Source organism: Caulobacter sp. SL161 (assembly GCF_026672375.1).
In the GTDB taxonomy this organism is placed as follows: Bacteria; Pseudomonadota; Alphaproteobacteria; order Caulobacterales; family Caulobacteraceae; genus Caulobacter.
On record NZ_JAPPRA010000001.1, the window covers coordinates 2,833,485 to 2,858,924 of the forward strand.

The following is a 25,440-nucleotide window of genomic DNA, read 5'->3' on the forward strand; positions in this document are numbered from 1 at the left end:
ATTCAAACACGCGTTCGATACCTAAGCCAAGGCAGAAAAACTGCAACGGCTACGGTTCCGAGAGCGAAGGCTTGCGCCGACGCGATAGCGACGCGACAAACGCGGCGCTCAGATGGAAGGGCGGATCATGGGCGGCAAGCCGGCGAACTGGTGGATCATGCTGGCGGCGGGAATTTTCGCCGCCGTATTCCTGCTGAAGGACTTCATGGACCACGGCCACGCGATCCTGGCGCACGCAGGTTACAAGGGGCTGCTGACCTCCCCGACCATTCACCACAAGATTGGTGAGGCCTTGATCGGCGTGATCCTGTTCATGACCGCCCTGATGCGATCGATCTGGACGCCGGAACGCCTGATCGCCAACCTCAAGACCTCATATCCCCTGATGCTGGTCGGCGCGGCGTTGAACGCCCTGGCGTGGTTCGGCAGCGGTCTGCCGGCCACCGACTTCAACAAGGTCTGGTTTGCGTTGTTAGTGGTCGTCGGCGTGGGCGCGCCGCCCCTGCTGATCCGCTGGCTCGGCAAGTCCAAAGGGGCTCAGGCGCAAGCCTGAGCCCCTCACGGGCCCTAAAGACCCAAAACCATCTTGGCCATGATGTTGCGCTGGATCTCATTGGAACCGGCGTAGATCGAGGCCTTGCGATAGTTGAAATAGGCCGGCGCGGCGGGACCGGCATAGTCGGGACCCGCGCGGCCATCGTTGGCCGGCGACCAGGTGTCACGCACGAACGGCGCGGCGTAGTTGCCCACCGCCTCGAGCGTCAGTTCGGTGATCGCCTGCTGATGCTCCGAGCCGACGCATTTCAGCATCGACGAGGCCGGGCCGATGTTCTTGCCCGCGCCGCGCCCGGAGAAGATCCGCAGTTCGGAGGCGTTGAGCGCCTCGACCTGGATCTCGAGGTTGGCGATCTTGCTGCGGAAATCCGGATCGTCGATCAGGCGTCCGCCATCGTCGGCCCGCTCCAGCGCGGCGATACGCTTGACCTTCTTGAGCATGTTCATCAGGCCGGGCGCATAGGCGTTGCCGCGCTCGAACTCGAGCAGGTACTTGGCGTAGGTCCAGCCCTTGTTCTCTTCGCCGATGCGATTGGCGACCGGCACCCGGACATTGTCGAAGAAGACCTGATTGATCTCCTGTTCGTCGTCCGGCGGGCCGTCCAGGGTCGGCAGCGGCTTGATCTGGATACCCGGCGTGTCCATCCGCAGCAGCAGGAACGAGATGCCTTCTTGCGGCTTGCCCTCGGTCGAGGTGCGCACCAGGCAGAACATCCAGTCGGCCCATTGGGCGTGGGTGGTCCAGATCTTCGAGCCGTTGAGCACGTAGTCGTCGCCGTCGCGCACCGCCCGCATCTGCAGACTGGCCAGATCCGAGCCCGAGCCCGGCTCCGAATAGCCTTGGCACCACCAGATGTCGGAGTTGAGGATCGGCGGCAGGTGCTGGGCCTTCTGCGCGTCCGAACCGAACGCCATGATCACCGGAGCGACCATCTTCAGGCCCATCGGCGATGAGGTCGGCACGCCGGCCAGGCTCATCTCCATGTTGAAGATGTAGCGCTGCGAGGGCGTGAAGCCCGCACCGCCCAGCTCAACGGGCCAGTCCGGCGCCGCCCAGCCGCGCTCAGCCAGCTTCTTTTGCCACTTCACCTGGCCGGCCTTGTCCAGATAGCCGTTCTTGGACTGGCTCATCTGGCGGCGCAGATCATCGTCATAGGCGGTGGCGATCCAGTCGCGCACCTCTTGCTGGAAGGCCAGGTCCTCGGCCGAGAACGCCAGATCCATCGCGCCCTACTCCACTGCGTCGAGATATTCGATGACGGGCGCGCCCGCCATGGTCGGGCCCATTGCCGCGCCGGCCGCCTTGAAATAGTCGGTGCCGCCGTGGTGCTTCAGCGCATCCATCGAGGCGTAGAGCTCCAGCACCTTGTAGACGCCCTCTTCGGTCTTGGAGCGCGTGAGTTGATAGACAAGGCAGCCCGGCTCGTTGGCCTTCACCTTGGCGGCGAGATCCAGGAACACCTTCTCGAACTCCGCCGCCTTGGCCGGCTGCACCTTCAAGGTCGCGACAACGCCGATCATGTTTTCCTCCCAACAATTGTTTGAATTGCAGGATGCGGGAGCGCGCGACGCGGAGCAAGGGCGACGTGGGGTAAGTTGGTGGATCTCGATCCTGCAGCGGACCTATCAGGCCGAAGACGCCTTAAGAGCGCTCGTTCCAGCCATAAGCCACCCAGGAGTGGCCGCCGACATTGCGCGCTTCGATCAGGCCATCGTCCGCCGGGGTCTTGGCGACCTTGCGTCCGCGGAATGCGAAAGCGGCGAGGCCGAAAAGCGCGCTGCCGATGAAACCGACCACAACCACGGTGGCCGCGAAGATGACCGCCAACACCGCACCCACGACCACCGCGACGGACGTCGCCAAGGCGCCGGCCAGCCAGGCCAGGTTCCGCAGGGGCGAAGCGACGGTGCTCATCGTGGTCCTTTCGTCGGCGCTCATAGTCAATCAGGTTGGTTCACAAGCGCTGAACGTCAACTGAACACCCCCACGCAACAGATGAAAAGCCCTTTTCCATCGCGCGCGGGCGGGACCGATTGTCTCGCCTACCCTGCGGCGGCTAGCCCGAGTTCTCGCCGTTCACGCATAACCGTCGAGAAGGCGGCGTTGATCGAAGCGGCCTTGGCCTCGGCGACCTCAATGAACTCGGCGGGCAGCCCCCGCGCCCGCGCGCGGTCTGGGTGCGCGCTGGACAGGGCCGCTTTCCAGGCCGAGCGCACGGTGGCGTCATCAGCATCCGGCGGCACCTCCAGGATGGCGTACGGATCGTTGGCGTCGACGCCCAGATGAGTGGCGCGCAGCCGTCGGAACGCCAGGGGCGACATCCCGAAGAGATTCGACACACGCTCCAGGTAGTCGAGCTCATCCTGCGACACCATGCCGTCGGACTTGGCGATGTGGAACAGACCGTCGACGACGTCTTCCAGCAGTTGGGGACAGCTCGAATAGCGCTTGGCCAACCGCTTGGCGTAGCTTTCGAAGCCATGCGTCGTCTGGCGAGCTAGGTCGTACAAGCGATGGATGTTGGGCTCGGAGGCCGGATCGGGCTGGAATACCTCGGTAAAGGCCGCGAACTCGCCACCGTCGGCGCGACCGTCGACCTTGGCCAGTTTGGCTCCCAGCGCCGTCACCGCCGTTGAGAACGCAGGGTCCTCGCCGGGCAGACCGCCCGGACATTCGGTGCAGTCGGCCAGGTCCAGGCGCCGGGCGGCGATGCTCGCGATGTTGCGCCAGAAGGACATGGGTCGCCTCGAAACCAGCAACGGACAGGAGAGATACGCACGACGAAGCGACCGGATCACCTCATTCCGCGCTTCTAGCACAATGAGAATGATCGTTCACATGACTTTAGTGCAATGCGGCGAGAGCCCGTACCAATACCGCCAAGGAGCCGAACGCTCTTCGAGTGGCTATGGCTCCGCTTGGCGGCCGATACGGCGCCGCCACGCAACGGTCCCAATCCGGATCGAAATGCTCTAGTGACGACACCTGACAACAAAAAAGGACCTCCGCCGCATGGCGAACGCCCTCCTCCTCGCCCTGGCCTTGCTGGCCCAAGACGGCCAAGCGAGTACCCAAAGCCCCAACGCGCCGCCGTCGGACGAGTATGGTTATGTCGCATGGTGCTACGGCGCCCTTGGTGGCTACGCCTCGCTGTACGATCAGGTGATGCCCGAGGTGACCCGGATCGAGAAGGCGTTTCCGGGCCCGGACGGCGTCGAGGCGTCGCTGAAGACCTATCCCGAGCTTCGCGCCCAGGCCCAGAAGGACATGAAGGCCTTCGCCTCGGCGATCACGGCGGCCGAGAAAGCGAGCCCCCGCCCGATCTCGGAGTACGGCGGGGCTCAGGTCAAGCGCGGGGCCGCGATCTGGCAGGGCGCCGGGTCAATCGACAAGGCGCGTCTGGCCCAGATGTGGATGAGCTGGAGCCCGCCTGGCGACTGCGAGAAGCGGGCCAAGGCGCTGGAGATGAAGTCCTCGATCCTGGGACGAGCCCTGAACTACAATGCGGTCTCGGCGACGAGCCAGGCGCCGGTGACCGCGCAGTCCGCACCCGAGCAAAGCCCAGCGCCAGCGCCGGCGCCCAAGGCGCCCCCGTCGCGGCGGCGGCGTCGACCAAGGCTGTCAGCAAGGCCGCGCCGGCCAAGCCCGCTCCGGCGCCTCCCAAGCCGAAGGCTCCCGCAGCCAAGCCGGCGCCCGTCGCCGCCAAGGAGATCATCATCGATCCGGCCAACCCCGCGCCCTGCGCCGGCAGCCTGATCCCCGCCAAGCGCGGCGGCAAGGACGTCTTGATCTGCAAGGCGGACTAAAGCCGCCTCTCTTCAGGGGGAGGACGGCAAGGTCCCGGTCTGCGCCAAGGCCCTGAACCAGCCGTAGGACGCCTTCGGGATCCTACGGCCGCTGGCGGCTTCCATCGTCGTGATCCCGAACTTCGAGGTGTAGCCTAGGTCCCACTCGAAGTTGTCGATCAAGGTCCACTCGAAATATCCCCTGACGTCGCAACCCGCCTCGCGGGCCGCCAGCACCGCCTCAAGATGGCGGCGCAAGTACTTGATGCGGAAGGTGTCATCCAAGATCGCTGGACCGCTGCTGAACGGGTCGGAGCATCCGTTCTCGGTCACCAGCATCTTGGGCGCGCCGTACTCGCGACGTACACGATCCAGAACCTCGAACAGGCCGGACGGATCGATATGTCGGCCGAACGCGTCCTGCTCGGCGCTATTGGGCGCGGCGGCGGCGGCGATCTTGCTGGGCGCCGACAGATCCAACCGCACATAGGCCGGCGCGTAGTAGTTCACTCCCAGGAAATCGACGGGCTGACGCGTGGTCTTCAAGTCGCCGTCGCGAACCACGCCCTTGAGCGGCTCCTCCATCGCCTTGGGGTAGGTTCCCTTGAACAGCGGGTCGAGCCAGGCGAGGTTCCAGATCTCGTCCAGACCATCCGAAGCCAGCCGGTTCCACAATGCCAATGGCCCACCCGCCGGCCGGCATGGCTGAAGCGCCATCGTGGTGCCTACCGAAAGGTCGCTCCGCGCCGCGCGCAGAGCCTGCATCGCCAGCCCCTGGCCCAGGTTCATATGGTGCGTGACGGGACCCAGTAGCGCAGCGTCCTTGAGCCCCGGCGCATGATCGCCCAGCACGTGGCCGAACACGGTATGGACCGCCGCCTCATTGAGAATGATGTAGTTCTTCAGCCGGTCGCCCAGCCGCTCGACCACGGCGCGCGCATAGTCCGCCAGACGCTGGGCCGTGTCGCGGTTCGCCCAGCCGCCCTTGTCCTGCAGGCCTTGCGGCAGGTCCCAATGAAAAAGGGTTGCGTAGGGCGTGATCCCTTTGGCCAGCAGCGCGTCGACCAGCCGCGAATAGTGATCGAGGCCTGCGGCGTTCACCGCGCCCGCCCCGGTCGGCAGAATCCGCGACCAGCTCATCGAGAACCGATAAGCGCTCAGGCTGGCGCCGGCGATCAGGTCGACATCGTCCTGGTAGCGCCGATAGCTGTCTGTGGCGTCCACCGCCGTGTCGCCGTTCTTGATGGCGCCCGGCGCCCGCTCAAACACATCCCAGATGCTGGGCCCGCGCCCGTCGGCGGTCTGCGAACCCTCGGTCTGGAAGGCCGCCGTGGCGACGCCCCAGATGAAGTCCTTGGGGAACTGTCGGCTCTTGGGCGTGAGGTCCGTCCCTTGACGAGGAGTGCAAGCTGAAAGCCCAGCCGCCGCCCCTCCAAGCGCCAGCGCGCCCAAGGCGCGACGGCTCAGGCCCGAATCCGTCATGGTCCCCTCCCCACTCAGCTTCGAGGACAGCATGCGGATCAATGCGGCGTTTGACCAGCGTCCGCATTAGAGCCTGTCGGGTTTGGACTGAACCATCCCATCCCGATTAAAAACTCTCAAAATCATATGCTTATAAGCCACTTCGGCGCTTTGGATGTCTCCATCCAAAGCTCGAGGGCCAGGGCGGCGGTATCGCCGAACCTAGAGAACCCTCGACATCGACCGCGCTTCGGCGATCGCCTCGGCCGGCGCAGGGCGGCCCAGCAGATAGCCCTGGAACTCCGAGCAACCCAGCTTGACCAGGGCCTCGAACTGCCCCTTCGTCTCCACGCCCTCGGCCGTCGTCTTCAGCCCTAGCGATCTGGCCAGGCTGATGATGGCGCTGGCCACCGCCATGGACTCGCCGTTCCTCGGCAGATTCGAGACGAACGAGCGGTCGATCTTCAGCTTGTCGATCGGATGGCGGCGCAGATAGGCAAGGCTGGCGTAGCCGGTGCCAAAGTCGTCCAGAGCCAGGCGAAACCCCATCCGCTTCAGCCGGCGCAGCGCCTCGTGCACCCCGTCGCTGTCCTTGAGCAGCGCCGTCTCGGTGATCTCCAGCATAAAGGCGTCGGCGCGAGCGCCCGTTTCGATCAAGGTCGCTTCGATCTCATCGACGAAGTTCGGATTGGACAGCTGGATCGCCGAGACATTGACCGAGACCTCCAGATCGGACCAGCGCAGGCTGTCGTAGCAGGCGCGACGGAACACCGCCGCGCCGAGCTGACAGATCAGACCGCACGACTCGGCAAGCGGGATGAAGATCGCCGGCGAAATCTCGCCCCGCTCAGCATGGTTCCAGCGCGCCAGAGCCTCGACGCCGATGATCGCGCCCTTGGCGTCGGTCAGCGGTTGATAGGCGACCGTCAGCGCCTCCTGTTCCAGCGCCGTGCGCAGGTCGCGCTCCAGCCCCTTTCGCAGGCGCAGGGCGGCGTCCATCTCGGGCTCGAAGAAGGCGAAGCGACCACGGCCGGCCTCCTTGGCGCGATAGAGGGCAACATCCGCCTGACGGAGCAGTTCGGCCTGACCTTGCTCCTCATTGGCGACCACCGCGACTCCGACGGAACACGACAGTTCCGCGCGCCCGATCGATAGGTCCACGTCGCCCGAGAGACCGTCGACGACCCTTTGCGCCAGGGCGGCGGCGCCGGCGGGATCGGTGTCAGGCTGGATGATCGCGAATTCATCGCCTCCCAGGCGGCAGATCGTGTCGGTCTCGCGGCAGATCGTCTTCAGGCGGCGCGCCACCTCGCGGATCAGCTGGTCGCCCGCGTCGTGCCCATAGCTGTCATTGACCTCCTTGAAGCGATCGAGATCGATACACAGCACCCCCAGATGGCCACCCTTGCGGCGCAGCAGGGCGTGGGCGTGCACCAGCCGGTCTGTAAAGAGTGTGCGGTTGGCCAGTCCCGTCAGTGGGTCATGCAACGCCAGATGCTTGGCCTCGGCTTCGGAGAGCAGCAGCTTCTTGGCGGCCCGGCGCGTCACGCGGAACAGTAGGAACGAACCGAGCGCGGCGGCCAGAACAGCCCCACCCAGGATAGGCCAAGCGGATCTCAGCAGATCTTCGCCAGGCCGGCGCGGCGTCCAGCGCATCACGATGCGGCGATCGTCATTGGACTTGCCGATCACGCGTTGAGCCAGATCCGTGTCCAACTGGCTCGGGTCCACCACCCGGATATGAGCGTCGTGAAGCAGGAACCGATCCGAGAAGGCCTGCACGACACTGTCGGCGACCGCGACGCCCGACACGAGCAGCGGCGCTGTCGCCCCCTTCGTCTTGGCCTTGAAGTCGGGTCGCACCAGCGACACCGTAGCCAGGATGGGCCGGCCATCCACCACGATCACCCGACTGCGGTGAACCGCCCTTTCACGCGCGACCGCAGCGGGGTCAGCTTCGACGGCGCGAACCTTGGCGACCAGGTCCTTCAGGTGTTCGTGATAGCGGGCGTAACGACCGACGGCGATGTCCTTGCCTGCGATACGGCCGTAGATCGGTCTGTTCTGGGCGTCGAGCACAAAGACCAGATCGTTACCGAGCACGTCCCCCACCGAGGCGCCGATGTTCTGGGTGGCCCAGGCAGGATCGAACCGGTTGTCGAGCTTGATGACCGCCTCGTCCCAGATCACGTACGGGTTGAGGGCGGTCTGGACCTCCTTGCCCCGCTGGCGCAAGCCATTGCCGACCAGCGTCTGCTCGTACTCGCGCTCGCGAACGTCCGCATGGCGGGCCGCGACCGTCAACGTGAAACCGGCGAGCAAGATCATACCCGCCGCCATGCCGGCGATCAGGACAAAGATCTTCAGCTCGATGTTTCTGCGGTCCATCGCTTTTCCCCGAGGAGCCGCATCGTTCATGCCAACGGTTGCCGAAACCCTTACCGCCCCGCCGCGCGGGACATTTTATCGCACGCGGTTACGCAGAACGGGTTCTAGGTGATCAGGCCGCCGCGCCCCGCGCCCGCTCGAGCGGGTCGTAGTTGAGGATCGGCGACAGCCAGCGTTCGGCGGTTGCCAGGTCCCAGCCCTTGCGGCGTGCGTAGTCCTCGACCTGGTCGGCGTCGATCTTGCCGACGCCGAAATAGTGCGCCTGCGGGTGGCTGAAGAAGAGGCCCGAAACAGCAGCGCCCGGGGTCATGGCGTAACTCTCGGTCAGTTGCAGACCGGTGGCCGCCTCGGCGTCGAGCAGCTTGAACAGCGTACCCTTCTCGGTGTGGTCGGGCTGGGCCGGATAGCCGGGCGCGGGGCGGATGCCCTGGTACTTTTCGGCGATCAGGCGCTCGACATCGGCGTCCTCGTCGGCGGCATAGCCCCACAGTTCGACGCGGGCCTTATAGTGCAGCCACTCGGCGAAGGCTTCGGCCAGGCGATCAGCCAGGGCCGAGGCCATGATGGCGTTGTAGTCGTCCCCCGCCGCCTTGAACTTGGCGACGATCTCGTCCTCGCCATGGCCGGCGGTGACGGCGAAGCCGCCGACATAGTCAGCCCCCTGCCCGATCGGCGCGACGAAGTCCGAAAGAGCGACATTGGCCTTGGCCTCGCCGCTCTTGTCGGCGCCCTTGTCCATCTGCTGTCGCAGGGTGTGCAGGCGCGAGAACTCGGCCACGCGAGTCTCGTCCGTGTAGAGCACGATGTCGTCGCCCTGGGCCTGGGCCGGCCAGAAGCCGATAACGCCCTTGGCCCCGAACCACTTTTCCTCGACCACCTTGTCCAGCATGGCGCGGGCGTCGCGATAGAGGTCCGTCGCGGCCTGGCCGACCACGTCGTCCTCCAGGATCTGCGGGAAGCGGCCGATCAGCTCCCAGCTGGCGAAGAACGGCGACCAGTCGATGAACGGGACCAGCTCGGCCAGCGACGGTTCGAACACCCGCGTGCCGATGAAGGCGGGCTTGGGCGGCGTGTAGCCCTTCCAGTCGATGGCGAAGGCGCGCTTGCGGGCTTCCTGGATCGAGGCGCGGGCCTTGGTCGTCTGCCCCCGCGCGTACTGCTCGCGAACCTTGACGTATTCGGCGCGCGTCTCGGCGATGATCCGGTCACGCTCGCCCGGCGACAGCAGGCCCGAGACCACGCCCACGGCGCGGCTGGCGTCGACGACATAGGTCGTCGGACCGCGACGATAGGCCGGCTCGATCTTGACCGCCGTGTGAGTGCGGCTGGTGGTGGCGCCGCCGATCAGCAGCGGAATGTCAAAGCCCTGGCGCTCCATCTCGGCGGCCACGAACACCATCTCGTCCAGCGAGGGGGTGATCAGACCCGACAGGCCGATCATGTCGACCTTGTGCTTGCGCGCCTCATCGAGGATGCGGTCGGCGGGCACCATGACACCCAGATCGACGACCTCATAGTTGTTACACTGCAGCACGACGCCGACGATGTTCTTGCCGATGTCGTGGACGTCGCCCTTGACGGTGGCCATCAGCACCTTGCCGGCGGCCTGGCGAACCTGGCCTTCCTTCTCGGCCTCCATGAACGGCATCAGCCAGGCCACGGCCTGCTTCATGACGCGCGCCGACTTCACGACCTGGGGCAGGAACATCTTGCCCGCGCCGAACAGGTCGCCAACGACGTTCATGCCGTCCATCAGCGGGCCTTCGATCACGTGCAGCGGACGCTCGGCGGCGAGACGCGCCTCTTCGGTGTCGGCCTCGATGAACTCGGTGATGCCGTGGACCAGGGCATGGGTCAGGCGCTCGTTCACCGTGCCCTTGCGCCATTCCAGGTTGGCGACCTGCTGCTGGCCCTTCTCGCCCTTGTAGCGGGGAGCGATCTCGACCAGACGCTCGGTGTTAGTCTGGTTCGGATCACGCTGCGGGCGGTTGAGGATCACGTCCTCGACGGCCTCGCGCAGCACCGGGTCGATGTCGTCATAGACCGGCAGGTCGCCGGCGTTGACGATGCCCATGTCCATGCCGGCGTTGATCGCGTGGTACAGGAACACCGAGTGGATCGCCCGGCGCACCGGTTCGTTGCCGCGGAAGCTGAACGAGACGTTGGACACCCCGCCCGAGACCCGCGCATAGGGCAGCATCTGCTTGATGCGACGCGTGGCCTCGATGAAGTCGACGGCGTAGTTGTCGTGCTCCTCGATCCCCGTCGCCACGGCGAAGATGTTGGGGTCGAAGATGATGTCTTCGGGCGGGAAGCCCACCTTCTCGACTAGCGTATTGTAGGCCCGCTCGCAGATCTCGACCTTGCGCTTTTCGGTGTCGGCCTGGCCGACCTCGTCGAAGGCCATGACCACCACGGCCGCACCATAGCGCAGGCACAGCTTCGCCTGCTCCAGGAACTTTTCCTCGCCCTCCTTCAGGCTGATCGAGTTGACGATCGCCTTGCCCTGGACGCACTTCAGACCGGCCTCGATCACCTCCCACTTGGAGCTGTCGATCATCACCGGCACGCGGGCGATGTCAGGCTCGGCGGCCATCAGGTTCAGGAAGGTGACCATGGCCTGCTGGCTGTCCAGCAGGCCCTCGTCCATGTTGACGTCGATGACCTGGGCGCCGGCCTCGACCTGCTGGCGCGCGACCGACAGCGCCTCGGGATAGTTCCCCTCGACGATCAGCTTCTTGAACTTGGCCGAGCCGGTGACGTTGGTGCGCTCACCGATGTTGACGAAGACAGGTCTCATGATCGGTCGAAGTCCAGATAGCTCTTTCCCCTCCCCTTGATGGGGAGGGGTTGGGGTGGGGTGACGCGGCGGTCGGCCACGACCACCGCGTTCTATTCTGAAGCGCTGTCACCCCATCCCCTGCCCTTCCCCATCAAAGGGGAAGGGAGGAGAGAGGCCGCGAGAACTCTAAGCCAACTCGAACGGTTCGAGCCCCGCCAAGCGCATCGCCTTGGGGCGCTCGGGGATCTGGCGGGGCTTCACGCCGCGCACCTCGTCCGCCACGTGGCGGATGTGGTCTGGCGTCGTGCCGCAGCAGCCGCCCAGGATGTTCACAAGCCCGTCCTTGGCCCACTCGTGCAGAGCGTGGCCGGTCTGGTGCGGCTCCTCGTCATACTGGCCCATGGCGTTGGGCAGGCCGGCATTCGGGTAAGCCGCGACAAGGGTGTCGGCGATGCGGGCCATCTCGGCGATGTGGGGGCGCATCAAATCCGCGCCCAGAGCGCAGTTGAAGCCCACCGCGAACGGCTTGGCGTGCTTGACGCTGTTCCAGAAGGCCTCGGCCGTCTGGCCAGACAAGGTGCGGCCCGAGCGGTCGGTGATGGTGCCGCTAATCCAGATCGGCAGCTCTTCATGGCCCTCGTCGCGCCAGTCCAGGATCGCCTTGATCGCGGCCTTGCAGTTCAGGGTGTCGGTGATCGTCTCGATCAGGAACAGATCGACCCCGCCCTGATACAGCGCGTCCACCTGCTGGCGATAGGCAGCGTAGACCTGGTCGAAGGTGACTTTGCGCGCGCCCGGATCGTTCACGTCCGACGACATCGACAGCATGACGTTCAGCGGCCCCATCGAGCCGGCGATGAATTTCGGGCGGTCGGGGTTCTGTGCGTTCCAGCGGTCAGCGACCGAGCGGCCGATCTTGGCGCCTTCCAGGTTGATGTCCCAGACGTCCTGTTCGCCCAGGTGATAGTCGGCCTGGGCGATGGTCGTGCCCGAGAAGGTGTTGGTCTCGGAGATATCGGCGCCGGCCGAGAAATAGGCGTCATGCAGTTCGGCCACGAGATCGGGCCGGGTCAGACACAGGATGTCGTTGTTGCCCTTCATCTGGCCGTTGTAGGCGGCGAAGCGCTCGGCGCGATAATCGGCCTCGGTCAGGCCCTTCTTCTGGAACATCACGCCCCAGGAGCCGTCGAGGATGAGGATACGCTCCTTGGCGGCGGCCTTCAGGGCGGCGACGCGATTGGCGCGGATGGACAGGTCGGTCATCGGCTGGGCCCCGCCGCCTGCTGGCGCGCGAGCTCCTTGTTGAAGGCGGCTTCGTTGGCGTCGACGAACCGGGCAAGCTCGGTCGGATCGACGAAGGCGTTGGCGTCGCCACGCAGTTGCTTCTGGCGCTTGGCCAGCAGGTTCCCCTGCTCCTCGTGCGCGGGCAGCATGACGTCGGTCGGGATGGCGCGCAGCTTGGCGAAGCTGGCGCGATAGTCGGCGACGATGGTCCGGTGGGTTTTGTTGCCGACCAGCACGTTGCCAGCCACGGACAAGGAGCATGGGAAGGTCACGTTCAGCGGCCGCCCCTTCTCAACCACCGCCGTCGTCCAGCTGGTGCAGCCGATGGTGTGGCCCGGCGTCAGGTGGGACACCATGGCGATCTCGCCCAGCTTCAGCTTGGTCTGGTCGCCGAAGGTCCTATCCGGCTTCACGGCGGGCATCGGCGTGGCGCCATAGATGTTGTCGCCGATGTGGCGGCCCGCCGCCATGGCCGGCGCGTCGCCGCGCGAAATCCACAGCTTGGCGCCCGTATCGGCCTTCAACTGCGCCAGACCGCCCGCGTGATCGTAGTGGGCGTGGGTGTTGATCAGGATCTTTACGTCCGCAAGCTGGAAGCCCAGCGCCGTGATGTTGCGCTCGACAAGCTTGCCCGTCTCGGCGTTGGGCCCGCCGTCCAACACCACATGGCCCTCGGACGAGGTGATCAGCCAGGAGGAGATGCCCTCGGTGCCGACGTAGTAGATATTGCCCACAACCCGGTAGGGCTTGGTCGGCTTGGTCCAGTTGGCCGGCATATCGTCGGCGTGGGCCGCCGAGGCCAGGGCCAAAAGCGACGCAGCGGCGGCCAGGATCAGGCGCTTCATGCGGCGGCCTCCGATGCGGCGGGCGAGACCTCGCGCACGCCCAGCACCCGGCAGATGGCGTAAACAAGATCGGCCCGGTTCAGGGTGTAGAAGTGGAAGTCCTCGAACCCCTGCTCCTGCAGCTTGGCGCACATTTCGGCGGCGACCGAGCAGGCGATCAGGCGACGGGTCTCGGCGTCGCTCTCCAGACCGTCGAACAGGTTGCCCAGCCAGGCCGGGATCGCCGTCTGGCAGGCGGCGGCCATCTTCTTCAGACCCACGAAGTTGGTCACCGGCATGATGCCGGGCACGATCGGGATCGTGATGCCAGCCGCTCGCACCTTGTCGACGTAACGCAGGAACGCATCCAGATCGAAGAAGAACTGGCTGATGCCCAGGGTCGCGCCCGCGTCGACCTTCTGCTTCAGAACGTCGATATCGTGTTCCAGCGAGGGGCTCTCGGGGTGCTTCTCGGGATAGACGCCGACCAACACCTCGAACGGCGCGATCGCGCGCACGGCCTTGGTCAGTTCGGTGGCGTTGGCGTAGCCGTCGGCGCGCGGCACGTAGACCCCGCCGATGCCGCCTTCGCCGGGAGGCGGGTCGCCGCGCAGCGAGACGATGTGACGAACGCCCGTCTCCCAGTATTCGCGGATGACCTCATCGACCTCTTCGCGGCTGGCGCCGACGCAGGTCAGGTGGGCGGCCGGCTTGAGGCTGGTCTCGTCCAGGATGCGCTTGACGGTGCGGTGCGTGCGCTCGCGCGTGGAGCCGCCCGCGCCGTAGGTCACCGACACGAACGCCGGATCCAGCGGCGCCAGGCGCGTGATCGCCGCCCACAGGCTTTCCTCCATCTGCGGGGTCTTGGGCGGGAAAAACTCGAACGACACGCGCGGACGCCCCGTGCGCTCGCCGGCGCGCGCCACGGGGCCAATCACCCGGCGGGTGGGTGGAAGGGTCATGCGGCGCTCCTTTCGAGGGATGCCTTGCTGGGACGGCGCGCCGTCCAGATCTTGACGGTCAGCCCCTCGGCCGTCGCCGGCGGCAGGGCGATATTGCTTTCCAGCGCAAGACCGGCCGTCTGCAGCCAGGCGACGATCTCGGCGTCGTCGAAGCCCAGCCGGCGGTGTTGGTGAACCTCGCGCAGGAACTCGTGATCGTGCGGGGCGAAGTCGGCGATCAACAGCAGGCCGCCCGGCGTCACCAGACGCGCGGCCTCAGCCACCGCTGTGGCGGGATCGGTGAGGTAGTGCAGCACCTGATGCACGGTGACGAGATCGGCGCAGCCGCCCGGCAGGCCGGTGCGGAAGATGTCGCCGTGGCGCAGTTCGCACGCCACCAGGCCGGCCTTGACCACCTCGTCGCGGGCGATGTTCAGCATCTGTTGTGAGAGGTCCAGACCCAGCGCGTTGGCGGCGCGCTTGCCCAGCAGGGTCAGCATGCGCCCCGCGCCGGCGCCCAGATCGACCATCTCGTCGAACGGCCCTTCGCCGGTGGCGCGCAGGATCGCCGCCTCGACCTCGGCCTCATCGACATACAGCGAGCGGATCTCGTTCCAGCGCGCGGCGTTGCGGGCGAAATAGGCCTGGGCGTCGGTCGAACGTTCGGCCCGAACCGCGGCCAGCTTGTCGGCGTCCGCCTGAATCGTCTCGTCGCCTTCGTCGATCAGGTCCAGAGCCTGCTCGACCAGCAGTCGCCCCGGCGACTTGGCGGCCAGGCGATAGAACACCCAGGCGCCGTCCGGGAACCGCTCGACAAGGCCGGCCTCGGCCAGGAGCTTCAGGTGACGCGAAACGCGCGGCTGGCTCTGATCGAGGATCCGGCACAGCTCCAGCACCGACAGCTCCTCGACCGCCAGCAACGCCAAAAGCCGCAGGCGCGTGGATTCGCCAGCGGCGCGCAGCACCTCGACAACCTGTTCGGCGGCAAGCTTCATAGGGACATAAAGATATCTTTATGTCCGATTTGGCAAGAGAAACTTATGCCTCGGAGTCGCCTTTCACGGGCTCCCAAAGCTCAATCTTCACCCCGGCGGGGTCCATGAGCCAGGCGAACCGGCCCATGCCGTCTTCGTCTTGACGCCCCACGGGCTCGACGCCCTCGGCGGCCGCCCGAGCCAGGACCCCATCCATATCATCGACTATGAAATTGATCATGAACGGCGCCGTCGACGGTGCGAAATACTGGGTGTCGGCGGCGAAGGGCGACCAGGTTGTCGAGGTCGATCGGGGATGCTCGAACATCGCCCCGCCCCAGTCATGGATCTCAAAGTCCAGCACCCGCGCATACCAGTCGCGGACAGCCTTGGGATCCTGCGCCTTGTAGAAGACGCCGCCCACACCCAGCACCTTGGCCATGTCACGTCTCCAGCGCGTTCGCCCAATCCTCGGACCACCTTAGCAGAGGCCAAAGCGCGACGATCAAGTCTCCGCCACGAGGGCTCAGGCGATAGCCGCCCTCGGCCGCGACGATGTCAGCGGCGCGTAGTTCGGCCAGACGGGCGTTCAGGGTGCCAGGCGGCAGCTCGGCCGCCGCCTGCAGCGCCCGGAAGGTCAGCACCCGCCCCTCGCGAAGCTCCCAGACGATCCGCAAGGCGCCGCGACGCCCCAGCAGGTCGAGAGCGGCCATGATCGGCCTGCCGGTGTCCGAACCGCGAACCGCACCGCCCGGAAGAGGCGCTTCATTTTTTGTAGCGTCACCGAAATCTTGCATGATACAAATTTTGTAGCATGGAGGATTTCAGATGTCGCCCAGGATCGATCCGGCACGAGCACCCTACCCGCCCGCTGTCGCCAAGATGCTGGAACGCCTCAAGACGCCGGGCGAGGAACCGCTGTCTCTGTTCCGCACCCTGGCCCGCGACGAGCGGCTCTTCGCGCGCTTCACCGGCGGCGGCCTGCTGGACCCCGGCCACCTGTCGCTGACGGATCGCGAGATCGTCATCCACCGCATTTGCGCTCTCAACGGCTGCGGCTACGAGTGGGGCGTCCACGCGGCGATCTTCGCGCCGGCGGCAGGGCTTGACGTCGAGCGCCTCGCCGCGACCCTCGCCCCCGGGATCGCCGCCTGCTGGAGCGAGCGCGAGGCCCTCCTGATCGCCTTCTGCGACGCAGTAAACGCCCGCGCCGACATCGACGACGCACTCTGGGCGCGCCTTGGCGAGGCCTTCAACGAGGAGGCTCGCATCGAGTTGATGATGCTGGCCGGCTTCTACCGGACCGTCAGCCTGCTGGCGAACGGCCTCAGGCTCGAACCCGAGGCTTTCGCCGTTCCGTTTCCGGCCTAAGCCGCCACCGGCGTCGCCAGCGGTTCGCCATGGAAGTACCGGCGCAGGTTCTCCAGCGTCAGGCTGACCATGGCCGGAAGGCTGTCCAGGGTGGCGCCGGCTGTGTGTGGCGTGAGCACGGTGCGGGGGACATCGGCCCATCGGGCCGCGGGGGTCGGCTCCTGCTCGAACACATCGAGCGCCGCCATGCCAAGCGTCCCGGCTCGCAAGGCCTCGATCAGCGCGTCCTCGTCGATCAACGATCCGCGTGCGACATTGACGATCAGCCCCTGAGCGCCAACCGCCTCGATCACCGGCTTGTTGATGAGGTGGCGGTTGGAGTCGTCCGGCCGGGCGCAGACAATCAGGACGTCGCTGTCTCGCGCTAGGGCCATCAGGCTGTCAGCGCGCGGATAGTCGGTCTCTTTAGGGCGCGGCGCCCACCAGGCGACCTTCATGTCGAACGCCTTGAGGCGCGCAGCAACCGCCTCGCCGATGTGGCCCAGACCAACGACCCCGGCCTTGCGACCGCGCAGACCGGGTCGCGGGGCCATGCGCTCGGCGTGCGACCAGTGACCGCCGCGCAGGCGCTGGTCGCCCTCGACGATGCCGCGCCAGGCCGCCAGAACCAGACCGACAGCGTGGTCGGCGACGTCGGCGGCGTTCAGGCCGGTGGAGTGGGTCACCGCGATCCCGTGCGCCTTGCACCACGGAACATCGACGCCATCATAGCCGACGCTGACGCAGGCGATCAGCCCCAGCCGCGGCATCTCGGCCAGCATGTCCCGGCTCAAGGCCATTTCACCCGCATGGACGATGGCCCGGATGCTTTGACCAGGACCTTCCAAGAACGCCATCCGGTCCGGATAGTCCCACAGCCGATGCACGATATAGGCGCCCTCCAGCAGCGGCTGCAGCGGCATCAGCATTTCGTGCGACAGCAGGACCTGCGGTTTCTCGGCGGCGGTCTGGGGCATAGGTGTCCTCCAACGCTGGGCGGTTGGCCCATACGCGTATCACGACGCAGGCTACGCAGGTTGACGCGGGGTTAGAAAACGAAAAGGGGCGACGGTCATCCGTCGCCCCTTCGACTTCAGTGCAAGCAACTCCAAGCCCGCTTAGCGCGCGAACTTCTGGAACTTGATGCGCTTGGGGATCAGGCTGTCGGCGCCCAGACGGCGCTTCTTGTCTTCTTCGTACATTTCGAAGTTGCCTTCGAACCATTCGACGTGGCTGTCACCCTCGAAGGCCAGGATGTGGGTGGCCAGGCGGTCCAGGAACCAGCGATCGTGGCTGATGACCACGGCGCAGCCGGCGAACTCTTCCAGCGCCTCTTCGAGGGCCTGCAGGGTTTCGATGTCCAGGTCGTTGGTCGGTTCGTCGAGCAGCAGCAAGTTGCCGCCGGTGGCCAGGGTCTTGGCCAGGTGGACGCGGTTGCGCTCACCGCCCGACAGCAGGCCGACCTTCTTCTGCTGATCGCCGCCCTTGAAGTTGAACGAGCCCACGTAAGCGCGGCTGTTGATCTCGCGCTTGCCGACGATCATCACGTCGGTGCCGCCGCTGATCTCTTCCCAGATGGTCTTGTTGGGGTCGAGGGCGTCGCGCGACTGGTCGACATACGAGAGCTTGACGGTCTCGCCGACCTTGACCGTGCCGGCGTCGGGCTGCTCGCGGCCGGTGATCAGCTTGAACAGGGTCGACTTACCGGCGCCGTTCGGGCCGATGACGCCGACGATGCCGTTAGGCGGCAGGCGGAACGACAGGTCCTTGAACAGCACCTTGTCGCCGTACTCTTTTTCGAGGCCGTTGACCTCAAGCACGACGTTGCCGAGGCGCGGGCCAGGCGGGATCTGGATGTGGGCCTGGGTCTGGGCGGCGCGGGCGTTTTCCTGCGCGGCGACCATTTCCTCGTAAGAGGCCAGACGGGCCTTCGACTTGGACTGACGAGCCTTGGGCGAGCTGCGTACCCATTCCAGTTCGCGGGTGAGCGCGCGCTGGCGGGCTTCCGATTCCGACTGCTCCTGAACGACGCGCTTTTGCTTCTGCTCCAGCCAGCCCGAATAGTTGCCCTCGTAGGGAATGCCCTTGCCGCGATCCAGCTCCAGGGTCCACTTGGTGACCTGATCCAGGAAGTAGCGGTCGTGGGTCACCAGGATGACGCAGCCGGGGAACTCTTCCAGGTGGTGCTGCAGCCAGGCCACCGACTCGGCGTCCAGGTGGTTGGTCGGTTCGTCGAGCAGCAGCATGTCGGGCTTGCTGAGCAGCAGGCGCGCCAGCGCGATACGGCGCTTCTCACCGCCCGACAGGCTTTCGATATTGGCGTCGTTGGGCGGGCAGCGCAGGGCGTCGATGGCCATCTCGACCTTGGAGTCGATGTCCCACAGGTCGCGGGCGTCGATGACCTCCTGTAGCTTGGTCATCTCCTCCATCAGCTCGTCGGTGTATTCCTCGCCGAGCTGGGCCGCCAAAGCATTGTAGCGGTCGAAGATCTGCTTGTCTTCGCAGTCGGCGATGACATTGCCCCAGACGTCCAGCGTCGGATCCAGCACCGGCTCCTGCGGGAGATAGCCGCGCTTGATGCCGTCAGCGGCCTTGGCCTCGCCGGAGAATTCCTTGTCGAGGCCGGCCATCACCTTCAGCAGGGTCGACTTACCCGAGCCGTTGACGCCGACCACGCCGATCTTGGCGTCGGAGTAGAACGACAGCCAGATGTTCTCGAAGACCTTCTTGCCGCCGGGATAGGCCTTGGTCAGGCCCTGCATCTGGAAAATGTATTGCTGCGCCATGAGGCTCGCGATCTCGCTGGACGATGTTTCGGGGATTGGGCGCTGAAATAGCGGTCAGAAGGCCTTCGCGCAATCGCCACCGGACCTACGGCGTGGGATCAAGACCGGGCGCTGTCACCAATCGTTCGCACGAGTGTCGGAAACCCGACACCGAAGCTTCGCCTTGGCGTCGTCATGCGCTGTTAGCCGAGCCCCCAGCCGACGTGTCTCAACGTCGGGACAAAGGGGATGCCTCCATGAAGAACCATCTGCTGCTGGGCGCTGCCGCGAGCGCGCTCCTGATCGTCGCCGCGCCGGCCTTCGCTGCGGACACGACCGCCGACGCCGCGCCGATCGCCACCAACGCCGCGCCGGCCGATAACTCGGTCGTCGACGCAGTCGTCATTATCGGCCAAGGCCAGAGCCGCCAGGTCCAGACGCTGAACAACGAGGCCATCGGCCTGCAAGCCGCCGGCACCAGCGCCCTGAAGGCGATCGACAAACTGCCGGGCGTGACCTTCCAATCGGCCGACGCCTTCGGCGCCTACGAGTGGTCGACCCGCATCTCGATCCGCGGCTTCAACCAGAACCAGCTGGGCTTCACCCTGGACGGCGTGCCGCTGGGCGACATGAGCTATGGCAACCACAATGGCCTGCACATCAGCCGCGCCGTCGCCAGCGAGAACATCGGCCGCGTCGAACTGGCCCAAGGCGCCGGCGCCCTGGGCGTCGCCTCGACCTCGAACCTGGGCGGCACGCTGCAGTTCTTCTCGCGCGATCCGTCCGAAGCGATGGGCGGCGAGATCAACGCCACCGCCGGCTCGGACAACATGCACCGCCTGTTCGGTCGCTTTGACACCGGCGCCATCAAGCAGCTCGGTGGCCTGCGCGGCTACGTTTCGGTCGCCGATCAGAAGAGCGACAAGTGGAAGGGCGGCGGCGAGCAGAAGCAGCGCCAATACGACGCCAAGCTGGTGATGCCGCTGGGCGAGCGCGGTGACCTGACCGGCTTCTATCACCGCTCCGAGCGTCGTGAGCAGGACTACCAGGACCTGTCATTCGACATGATCAAGCGCCTGGGCCGCGACTGGGATAACACCCAGCCGAACTGGGGCCTCGCGGTCGCCGCTGCCCGCGCCTATCAAACGGGAACCGCCCTCCCCGCGCCGTTCGCCACGGTCGACGACGCGTACTATGCGGGCGCTGGCGTCCGCGATGACGACCTGTACGGCGCCAAGCTGAACCTCGACATCACCGACCGCGTGACGCTGGACGCCACCGCCTACCAGCACAAGAACGAAGGCCAGGGCCTGTGGTACACGCCGTACCTGGCCAGCCCTGGTTTCGGCACGGCCGGCTCGACCGCCGCCCCGCTGTCGATCCGCACCACCGAGTATGACATCGATCGTGGCGGCCTGACCGCCGGCCTGACTGTCGACATCGGCGCCCACCGCCTGAGGGGCGGCTTCTGGCACGAAGTGAACAACTTCAACCAGGCCCGTCGCTTCTACGCCGAAACGGCCGCCGCGCCGTCGCGCAACCCGCTGGCCTTCCAGGAAAACCCGTTCTTCACCCAGTGGCAGTACGCGTTCGAAACCAAGACCACGACCGGTCACATCGAGGACGAGTGGACGCTCAGCGACGCCCTTAAGGTCAACTTCGGCTTCAAGGCGATCAAGGTCGAGAACACAGTAAAGACCATCGTCGGCAACCCGCTGGCGGGCACCATTGAGAGCAAGGACAACTTCCTGCCGCAGGTCGGCTTTGTTTACAAAGCCACACCGGACTTCGAAGTGTTCGGCGGCTACACCGAGAACATGGGCGCCTACGTCTCGGCGGCCACCTCGGGTCCGTTCGCGTCGCAGAACCAGGCGCGCGTCGACTACATCACCCAGACGCTGGATCCGGAAAGCTCCAAGACCTTCGAACTGGGCGGCCGCTATCGCACCGAGCGCTTCCAGGGCGTCGCGGCGGTCTATCACGTGACCTTCGACAACCGTCTGCTCGCGGTGGCCCAGGGTTCGTCGATCCAGGGCAACGCTCCGGTGCTGTCGAACGTTGGTTCGGTCGAGACCAAGGGCGTCGAACTGGCCGGCACCTATCGCCTGTCTGACGCCTGGAGCCTGTACGGCGCCTACACCTACAACGACTCCCAGTACGAGAACGACGTCGTCGCCCAAGACGGCACGGTCCGCGCTCGCACCAAGGGCAAGACCGTGGTCAACACGCCCAAGAACATCTTCAAGGGCGAGATCGCGTTCGACCAAGCCGGCTTCTTCGCCAAGCTCGGCGTCGCCTACACCGGCGAGCGCTACTACACCTACGAGAACATCGGCGGTCTTGCGCCGTCGACGACGGTCGCGGACCTGACCCTCGGCTACCGCTTCGAAGGCGAAGGCTGGGCCAAGGGCACGCAGATCCAGATCAACGTCACCAACCTGACCGACGAGGACTACATCTCGACGATCGGTTCGGGCGGCCTGGTCAACAGCGACCCGACCGGCACGGCCCAGACCGTCCTGACCGCCCCGCCGCGTCAGGTCTACCTGTCGATCAAGAAGTCCTTCTAACCCCTTCTATCACCCCTCGAACTTCGGGCCGGACGCGCGTCGTCCGGCCCTTTCTTTTTGCGTCGAGCGAGCAGCTCCAAGCTTGTCCGGACACGATATCCGGCTGTCCCGACACGGTCTTGCTGGCGAAAGACAAGTTGCCTCGGCTGACTGGCGCCATGACCCAGACATCCACCCCCGCCGCCCCCGCACCGAACACGCTGCGCCAGGAGTTCCTTGAAACGCTTCGGATCGCCGGAGCGGGGCTCGCCATCGCCTTGACCTTGCGCGTTGTGATCTTTCAGCCCTTCACCATCCCGTCTTCCTCGATGGAGCCGGGACTGGTGATCGGCGACTACATCATCGTTTTAAAGTTCGCCTATGGCTGGAGCCGGGCGTCCCTGCCCCTCAATCCGCCGCTGCCCGACGGTCGCCTGCTGGGCAAGGGGGCCGAACGCGGCGACGTTGTGGTGTTCCGTCTCCCGCGTGATCCAAGCCAGACCTGGATCAAGCGGGTGATCGGCCTTCCGGGCGACAGAGTCCGCGTGGCGGGCGGCCAGGTTTACGTCAACGAAGTGCCGATACCGCAGACGCCGCTGGGTCTGACCCAGGATCACGACGCGCCCGACCGCACGGTCCTGCAAGTGCGCGAACGGCAGGCCGATGGGCGCGGCTACGTCACCTACGACGGCGGCGCGGGTCAGCCGGGCGACGACACCGAGACCTATGTCGTGCCGGCCGGCCAGTACTTCATGATGGGCGACAATCGCGATAACTCGCTCGATAGCCGCTGGCCCGGTGAGGTCGGCGTCGGCTTCCTGCCGGCCGACCACATCATCGGCGAGGCCAGCTTCGTGCTCGCCTCCTGGAAGCCGGGTGCGGCGCTCTACAAGCCCTGGACCTGGCTGAACCTCCAGTGGGATCGCTTCGCGCGCCCGATCCGCTAGAGCGACTAGCGGGCGCGGAACTCTTCAATGCTGAGGACTCCGTCATGATTGACGTCCAGACGCTCGAAGGTCGCGTCCGAGGTCGAGGTGCGAGCGAGCGACGGCGCTGCGACGGCGCCGACAGCCAGACCCGCGACCGCCGCAGCCAGCGCATGCCAGGCCAGGCTCCGACGGCGTGGCGATGGTTTCGGCGTCACCAGATCCTGCTCGATGAAGCCGCGAAGCGCTTGGCTTGCCGTGCGGCGAGTGGCCTGGCAGCGGGCCATGAACGCGGCCTTGGTTTCCGGTGGAAGGCGGATTTCCAGGGTCTCGGTCTTCTTGGACGGCTTGCCAATGGTCACGGCGGATCTCCGAACTTTCAGGCGCAGTCTAAGCCCCAGATCGCCGATCGCGCAAAAAGAAAGCCCGGCCATAAAGACCGGGCTACAAAGTCATAGGGAGGAAACGCCCAGGAAGGGCAGAGGCGCTCGGCGCCTCACCCGCGTTTGATAGCGCTAACACACAGCTAGTTGCAAGCGATTCCTAGTGACCGCGACGAGCGGTCGCAGCACCACCCCAGCAGCAAACCCTTCCGATCGCCGCTTTACGCCTCTTGGCGAACGACCTAGAAATGTTACCGCTAACGCAAGAATAAGCGACGGGCGGGAGAAAACGCACATGAGACGGTTCGCGCGGTCCGCATGGGCCGCCGCCAGCTTGGCCCTGCTTCTGGCCCTGCCCGTTCAGGCGCAAAGCCAGCGCTGGGTCGGCGCCTGGGCCAGCGCTCAACTCGCGCCCAACGCCCAGAACAGCCTCGCGCCGGAGGACTATTCGAACGCCACCCTGCGACAGGTGGTCCGGCTGTCGATCGGCGGCGACAGGCTGCGGGTCAAGCTCTCCAACCTGTTCGGAACCCAGCCGCTGACCATCACCGCGGCCCGTGTCGCGGTCTCTGCGGCTCCGGATACGGCCCGGATCGATCCGGCTACCGACCGGGCGCTGACCTTCGCCGGCGCGACCCGCGTGACCCTCCCCGCCGGCGGCGAGCTCTGGTCGGACCCGATAAAGCTGAAGGTCGAGCCCCTCGCCCATCTGGCCATCAGCCTGCACTATCCCTCAGCGCCCAGCGTCCAGACCGGGCACCCTGGCTCGCGCGCGACGTCCTACATTCTGACCGGCGACCACACCGCCGCCGCCGATCTGCCCGGCGCCAAGACCGCTGATCGCTGGTTCCAGATCGCCAGTATCGACGTCCAGTCGGAGAAGGCTTCGGCCATTGTCGCGTTCGGTGACAGCATCACCGACGGCTATGGCGTCCAGCCCAACACCAACCTGCGCTGGACCGATGGCCTGATCGAACGGCTTAAGGGCAAGAACATCGCCGTCCTGAACCTTGGGATCGGCGGCAACCGCGTGCTGGCCGACGGTCTGGGCCCCAGCGGCGTGTCCCGCTTCGATCGTGATGTGCTCTCCCAGTCGGGCGTCAGCCACCTGATCATCCTGGAAGGCGTCAACGACCTCGGCGCCCTCAACCGCGACACGGCGCAAGACGCGCCGACCAACGCCCGCATGGCCCAGGATCTGATCGCCGCCTTCGCCGGCATGGTCGCCAAGGCGCGCGCCAGGGGGATCAAGGCCATCGGCGCAACGATCCTCCCCTACTCCGGCTCGGCCTACTACCATCCGCCAGCCGAGGCCGAAGCCGCGCGGCAGGCTGTGAACGCCTGGATCCGCGCACCTGGCAATTTCGACGCCGTGATTGACTGGGACGCCGCCCTGCGAGACCCGGCGCGGCCGACCCACCTGCTACCGGCCTACGACAATGACGGCCTGCATCCTAACATGGCGGGTTACAAGGCGATGGCCGACGCCATTCCGCTAAGCCTTTTCGAGAGCCGCTAGTCCATGCGCATCCTGTTCTATGCTGTCCTCGCCCTGGCGCTGTCGGGCGCTGCCTATGCGGCTGACAAGCCCGTCATCGCTGTCACTTGGGACGACCTGCCCGCCCACAGCGCTCTGCCGCCCGGCGTCACCCGTGTTCAGGTGGCCGCCGAACTGTTGAAGGCGTCCGCCGAAGCTGGAGCGCCCGCCTTCGGCTTCATCAACGCGGTGCAGAAAGAGCGCGAACCCGACTCGGCGCCGGTGCTGACGATGTGGCGCGACGCCGGTCAGCCGCTGGGCAACCACACCTGGTCGCACCAGAACCTGGCCAGCCTGACGCCTGAGCAGTTCATCGCCGAAATCGAGCGCAACGAGCCGACACTGAAGGCCCTGATGGACCAGGAAGACTGGCGCTGGCTGCGCTATCCGTTCCTCTCGGAGGGCGATACGCCGGAAAAGCGCCTGGCGGTGCGGACCTGGCTGGCCGCCAACCACTACAAGATCGCCAGCGTCACCATGGGTTTTGGCGACTACGCCTATAACGAGCCCTACGCCCGCTGCATGGCCAAGGGCGATCAGGCCGCGATCGCCGAGCTTGAGCGACGCTTCCTGGACGGCGCCGCAGCCGACGCTGATCGCGCGCGCGCGATGAGCCACGCGTTGTTTGGCAAGGACATCCCCTACGTCCTGTTGATGCATGGCGGGGCCTTCGACGCGCGCATGGCCCCTCGCCTGTTCAAGCTCTATCAGGACAGGGGCTTTGGCTTCACGACCTTGGCCGAGGCCCAAAAGCATCCGTTCTACCGGACGGAAACCGACCCGAGCTTGGCGCCGGAGCCCACCACCCTGGACGGCGCCCTGCGCGCCAAGGGCCTGCCGGTCCCGCCAAGTTCCGTGGACCTGGCCCCGCTGGAGCGCTTGTGCCGCTGACGCGCCCTCGCGTTTCAAGCGTGAAACAACTTCGCTGCTGACAA

At 66.0% G+C, this 25,440-nt stretch carries 21 protein-coding genes and 3 pseudogenes; 8 read left to right on the forward strand and 16 right to left on the reverse strand.

Translation table 11 applies throughout. From position 1 onward, the window contains the following. The first annotated feature begins 112 nt into the window (after positions 1-112). Entirely contained in the window at positions 113-553 is a 441-nt protein-coding gene (locus OVA11_RS13800) for a hypothetical protein (protein ID WP_268067900.1), read from the forward strand. Between the two features lie 14 nt (positions 554-567). Here the strand turns inward: OVA11_RS13800 and OVA11_RS13805 are convergent, their stop codons facing one another. From OVA11_RS13805 to OVA11_RS13820, 4 genes are all read right to left on the reverse strand, one after another. After that, on the reverse strand, positions 568-1,779 hold the full coding sequence (locus OVA11_RS13805; protein ID WP_268067901.1) for an acyl-CoA dehydrogenase family protein: 1,212 nt from the start codon (positions 1,777-1,779) through the stop codon (positions 568-570). A gap of 6 nt (positions 1,780-1,785) precedes the next feature. Then, a complete protein-coding gene (locus OVA11_RS13810) occupies positions 1,786-2,076 on the reverse strand; it encodes a putative quinol monooxygenase (protein WP_010919993.1) in 291 nt (96 codons plus the stop codon). A gap of 121 nt (positions 2,077-2,197) precedes the next feature. Next, entirely contained in the window at positions 2,198-2,500 is a 303-nt protein-coding gene (locus tag OVA11_RS13815; RefSeq protein ID WP_012640413.1) for a hypothetical protein, read from the reverse strand. 98 nt (positions 2,501-2,598) lie between these two features. Then, the gene (locus OVA11_RS13820; protein WP_268067902.1) at positions 2,599-3,294 is read right to left on the reverse strand and encodes a J domain-containing protein; all 696 of its coding nucleotides are present in this window, start codon (positions 3,292-3,294) and stop codon (positions 2,599-2,601) included. 274 nt (positions 3,295-3,568) lie between these two features. Between OVA11_RS13820 and OVA11_RS13825 the strand changes: the two are divergent. Then, positions 3,569-4,362, forward strand: a pseudogene (locus OVA11_RS13825) (hypothetical protein). Between the two features lie 12 nt (positions 4,363-4,374). On the opposite strand, the gene OVA11_RS13830 reads toward OVA11_RS13825, so the two are convergent. The 9 genes from OVA11_RS13830 to OVA11_RS13870 form a co-directional block, all read right to left on the reverse strand. Then, positions 4,375-5,823, reverse strand: coding sequence for a GH1 family beta-glucosidase (locus OVA11_RS13830; RefSeq protein WP_268067903.1), 1,449 nt, complete (start codon positions 5,821-5,823; stop codon positions 4,375-4,377). Positions 5,824-6,024: 201 nt separating this feature from the next. Continuing rightward, a complete protein-coding gene (locus tag OVA11_RS13835; RefSeq protein WP_268067904.1) occupies positions 6,025-8,190 on the reverse strand; it encodes a putative bifunctional diguanylate cyclase/phosphodiesterase in 2,166 nt (721 codons plus the stop codon). Between the two features lie 112 nt (positions 8,191-8,302). Further along, positions 8,303-10,990: a methionine synthase gene (gene metH / locus OVA11_RS13840; RefSeq protein WP_442780892.1), complete on the reverse strand. Its 2,688-nt coding sequence runs from the start codon at positions 10,988-10,990 to the stop codon at positions 8,303-8,305. A gap of 168 nt (positions 10,991-11,158) precedes the next feature. Further along, a complete protein-coding gene (locus OVA11_RS13845) occupies positions 11,159-12,235 on the reverse strand; it encodes a homocysteine S-methyltransferase family protein (RefSeq protein WP_268067905.1) in 1,077 nt (358 codons plus the stop codon). Beyond that, entirely contained in the window at positions 12,232-13,101 is an 870-nt protein-coding gene (gene blaCAU / locus OVA11_RS13850) for a CAU/MBL1b family subclass B3 metallo-beta-lactamase (protein WP_268067906.1), read from the reverse strand. Before blaCAU ends, OVA11_RS13845 begins: the two co-directional genes overlap by 4 nt. After that, positions 13,098-14,042 (reverse strand): methylenetetrahydrofolate reductase [NAD(P)H], encoded by a 945-nt coding sequence (gene metF / locus OVA11_RS13855; RefSeq protein ID WP_268067907.1) that lies wholly within the window; start codon positions 14,040-14,042, stop codon positions 13,098-13,100. Before metF ends, blaCAU begins: the two co-directional genes overlap by 4 nt. Further along, positions 14,039-15,016 carry an ArsR/SmtB family transcription factor gene (locus OVA11_RS13860; RefSeq protein WP_268067908.1) on the reverse strand — a complete coding sequence of 326 codons (978 nt, stop codon included), beginning with the start codon at positions 15,014-15,016 and terminating at the stop codon, positions 14,039-14,041. Before OVA11_RS13860 ends, metF begins: the two co-directional genes overlap by 4 nt. 43 nt (positions 15,017-15,059) lie before the next feature. Beyond that, the gene (locus tag OVA11_RS13865) at positions 15,060-15,437 is read right to left on the reverse strand and encodes a VOC family protein (protein ID WP_268067909.1); all 378 of its coding nucleotides are present in this window, start codon (positions 15,435-15,437) and stop codon (positions 15,060-15,062) included. Position 15,438: 1 nt separating this feature from the next. Further along, a complete protein-coding gene (locus tag OVA11_RS13870; protein WP_268067910.1) occupies positions 15,439-15,708 on the reverse strand; it encodes a winged helix-turn-helix transcriptional regulator in 270 nt (89 codons plus the stop codon). 169 nt (positions 15,709-15,877) lie between these two features. Here OVA11_RS13870 and OVA11_RS13875 point away from each other — a divergent pair. Both OVA11_RS13875 and OVA11_RS13880 read left to right on the forward strand, forming a co-directional pair. Beyond that, positions 15,878-16,108, forward strand: a pseudogene (locus OVA11_RS13875) (carboxymuconolactone decarboxylase family protein); the annotation flags it as partial. Then, positions 16,101-16,366: pseudogene (locus tag OVA11_RS13880) on the forward strand (hypothetical protein). The pseudogenes OVA11_RS13875 and OVA11_RS13880, both read left to right, overlap by 8 nt. Here the strand turns inward: OVA11_RS13880 and OVA11_RS13885 are convergent. Together OVA11_RS13885 and ettA are read right to left on the reverse strand one after the other, a co-directional pair. Then, entirely contained in the window at positions 16,363-17,322 is a 960-nt protein-coding gene (locus tag OVA11_RS13885) for a 2-hydroxyacid dehydrogenase (RefSeq protein ID WP_268067911.1), read from the reverse strand. The pseudogene OVA11_RS13880 and the gene OVA11_RS13885 overlap by 4 nt on opposite strands. Before the next feature lie 141 nt (positions 17,323-17,463). Further along, a complete protein-coding gene (ettA, locus tag OVA11_RS13890; protein ID WP_268067912.1) occupies positions 17,464-19,131 on the reverse strand; it encodes an energy-dependent translational throttle protein EttA in 1,668 nt (555 codons plus the stop codon). Between the two features lie 236 nt (positions 19,132-19,367). Here ettA and OVA11_RS13895 point away from each other — a divergent pair, with 236 nt between their 5' ends. Next, positions 19,368-21,680 carry a TonB-dependent receptor gene (locus OVA11_RS13895; RefSeq protein WP_268067913.1) on the forward strand — a complete coding sequence of 771 codons (2,313 nt, stop codon included), beginning with the start codon at positions 19,368-19,370 and terminating at the stop codon, positions 21,678-21,680. A gap of 158 nt (positions 21,681-21,838) precedes the next feature. Beyond that, positions 21,839-22,606 carry a signal peptidase I gene (gene lepB, locus OVA11_RS13900; RefSeq protein WP_268067914.1) on the forward strand — a complete coding sequence of 256 codons (768 nt, stop codon included), beginning with the start codon at positions 21,839-21,841 and terminating at the stop codon, positions 22,604-22,606. A gap of 5 nt (positions 22,607-22,611) precedes the next feature. Here lepB and OVA11_RS13905 read toward each other — a convergent pair whose 3' ends face one another. Beyond that, the gene (locus OVA11_RS13905) at positions 22,612-22,947 is read right to left on the reverse strand and encodes an EF-hand domain-containing protein (RefSeq protein WP_268067915.1); all 336 of its coding nucleotides are present in this window, start codon (positions 22,945-22,947) and stop codon (positions 22,612-22,614) included. 184 nt (positions 22,948-23,131) lie between these two features. Here OVA11_RS13905 and OVA11_RS13910 point away from each other — a divergent pair, with 184 nt between their 5' ends. Together OVA11_RS13910 and OVA11_RS13915 are read left to right on the forward strand one after the other, a co-directional pair. Further along, positions 23,132-24,487 carry an SGNH/GDSL hydrolase family protein gene (locus tag OVA11_RS13910; protein ID WP_268067916.1) on the forward strand — a complete coding sequence of 452 codons (1,356 nt, stop codon included), beginning with the start codon at positions 23,132-23,134 and terminating at the stop codon, positions 24,485-24,487. Between the two features lie 3 nt (positions 24,488-24,490). Continuing rightward, positions 24,491-25,396 carry a polysaccharide deacetylase family protein gene (locus OVA11_RS13915; RefSeq protein WP_268067917.1) on the forward strand — a complete coding sequence of 302 codons (906 nt, stop codon included), beginning with the start codon at positions 24,491-24,493 and terminating at the stop codon, positions 25,394-25,396. Positions 25,397-25,440: the final 44 nt, after the last annotated feature.

Bases quoted from the DNA above. Each gene is read 5' to 3' on its own strand.
- OVA11_RS13800 (WP_268067900.1), top strand. From the start codon at position 113: ATGGAAGGGCGGATCATGGGCGGCAAGCCGGCGAACTGGTGGATCATG.
- OVA11_RS13805 (WP_268067901.1), bottom strand. From the start codon at position 1,779: ATGGATCTGGCGTTCTCGGCCGAGGACCTGGCCTTCCAGCAAGAGGTG.
- OVA11_RS13810 (WP_010919993.1), bottom strand. From the start codon at position 2,076: ATGATCGGCGTTGTCGCGACCTTGAAGGTGCAGCCGGCCAAGGCGGCG.
- OVA11_RS13820 (WP_268067902.1), bottom strand. From the start codon at position 3,294: ATGTCCTTCTGGCGCAACATCGCGAGCATCGCCGCCCGGCGCCTGGAC.
- OVA11_RS13830 (WP_268067903.1), bottom strand. From the start codon at position 5,823: ATGACGGATTCGGGCCTGAGCCGTCGCGCCTTGGGCGCGCTGGCGCTT.
- OVA11_RS13835 (WP_268067904.1), bottom strand. From the start codon at position 8,190: ATGGACCGCAGAAACATCGAGCTGAAGATCTTTGTCCTGATCGCCGGC.
- metH (WP_442780892.1), bottom strand. From the start codon at position 10,990: ATGAGACCTGTCTTCGTCAACATCGGTGAGCGCACCAACGTCACCGGC.
- OVA11_RS13845 (WP_268067905.1), bottom strand. From the start codon at position 12,235: ATGACCGACCTGTCCATCCGCGCCAATCGCGTCGCCGCCCTGAAGGCC.
- blaCAU (WP_268067906.1), bottom strand. From the start codon at position 13,101: ATGAAGCGCCTGATCCTGGCCGCCGCTGCGTCGCTTTTGGCCCTGGCC.
- metF (WP_268067907.1), bottom strand. From the start codon at position 14,042: ATGACCCTTCCACCCACCCGCCGGGTGATTGGCCCCGTGGCGCGCGCC.
- OVA11_RS13860 (WP_268067908.1), bottom strand. From the start codon at position 15,016: ATGAAGCTTGCCGCCGAACAGGTTGTCGAGGTGCTGCGCGCCGCTGGC.
- OVA11_RS13865 (WP_268067909.1), bottom strand. From the start codon at position 15,437: ATGGCCAAGGTGCTGGGTGTGGGCGGCGTCTTCTACAAGGCGCAGGAT.
- OVA11_RS13870 (WP_268067910.1), bottom strand. From the start codon at position 15,708: ATGGCCGCTCTCGACCTGCTGGGGCGTCGCGGCGCCTTGCGGATCGTC.
- OVA11_RS13885 (WP_268067911.1), bottom strand. From the start codon at position 17,322: ATGCCCCAGACCGCCGCCGAGAAACCGCAGGTCCTGCTGTCGCACGAA.
- ettA (WP_268067912.1), bottom strand. From the start codon at position 19,131: ATGGCGCAGCAATACATTTTCCAGATGCAGGGCCTGACCAAGGCCTAT.
- OVA11_RS13895 (WP_268067913.1), top strand. From the start codon at position 19,368: ATGAAGAACCATCTGCTGCTGGGCGCTGCCGCGAGCGCGCTCCTGATC.
- lepB (WP_268067914.1), top strand. From the start codon at position 21,839: ATGACCCAGACATCCACCCCCGCCGCCCCCGCACCGAACACGCTGCGC.
- OVA11_RS13915 (WP_268067917.1), top strand. From the start codon at position 24,491: ATGCGCATCCTGTTCTATGCTGTCCTCGCCCTGGCGCTGTCGGGCGCT.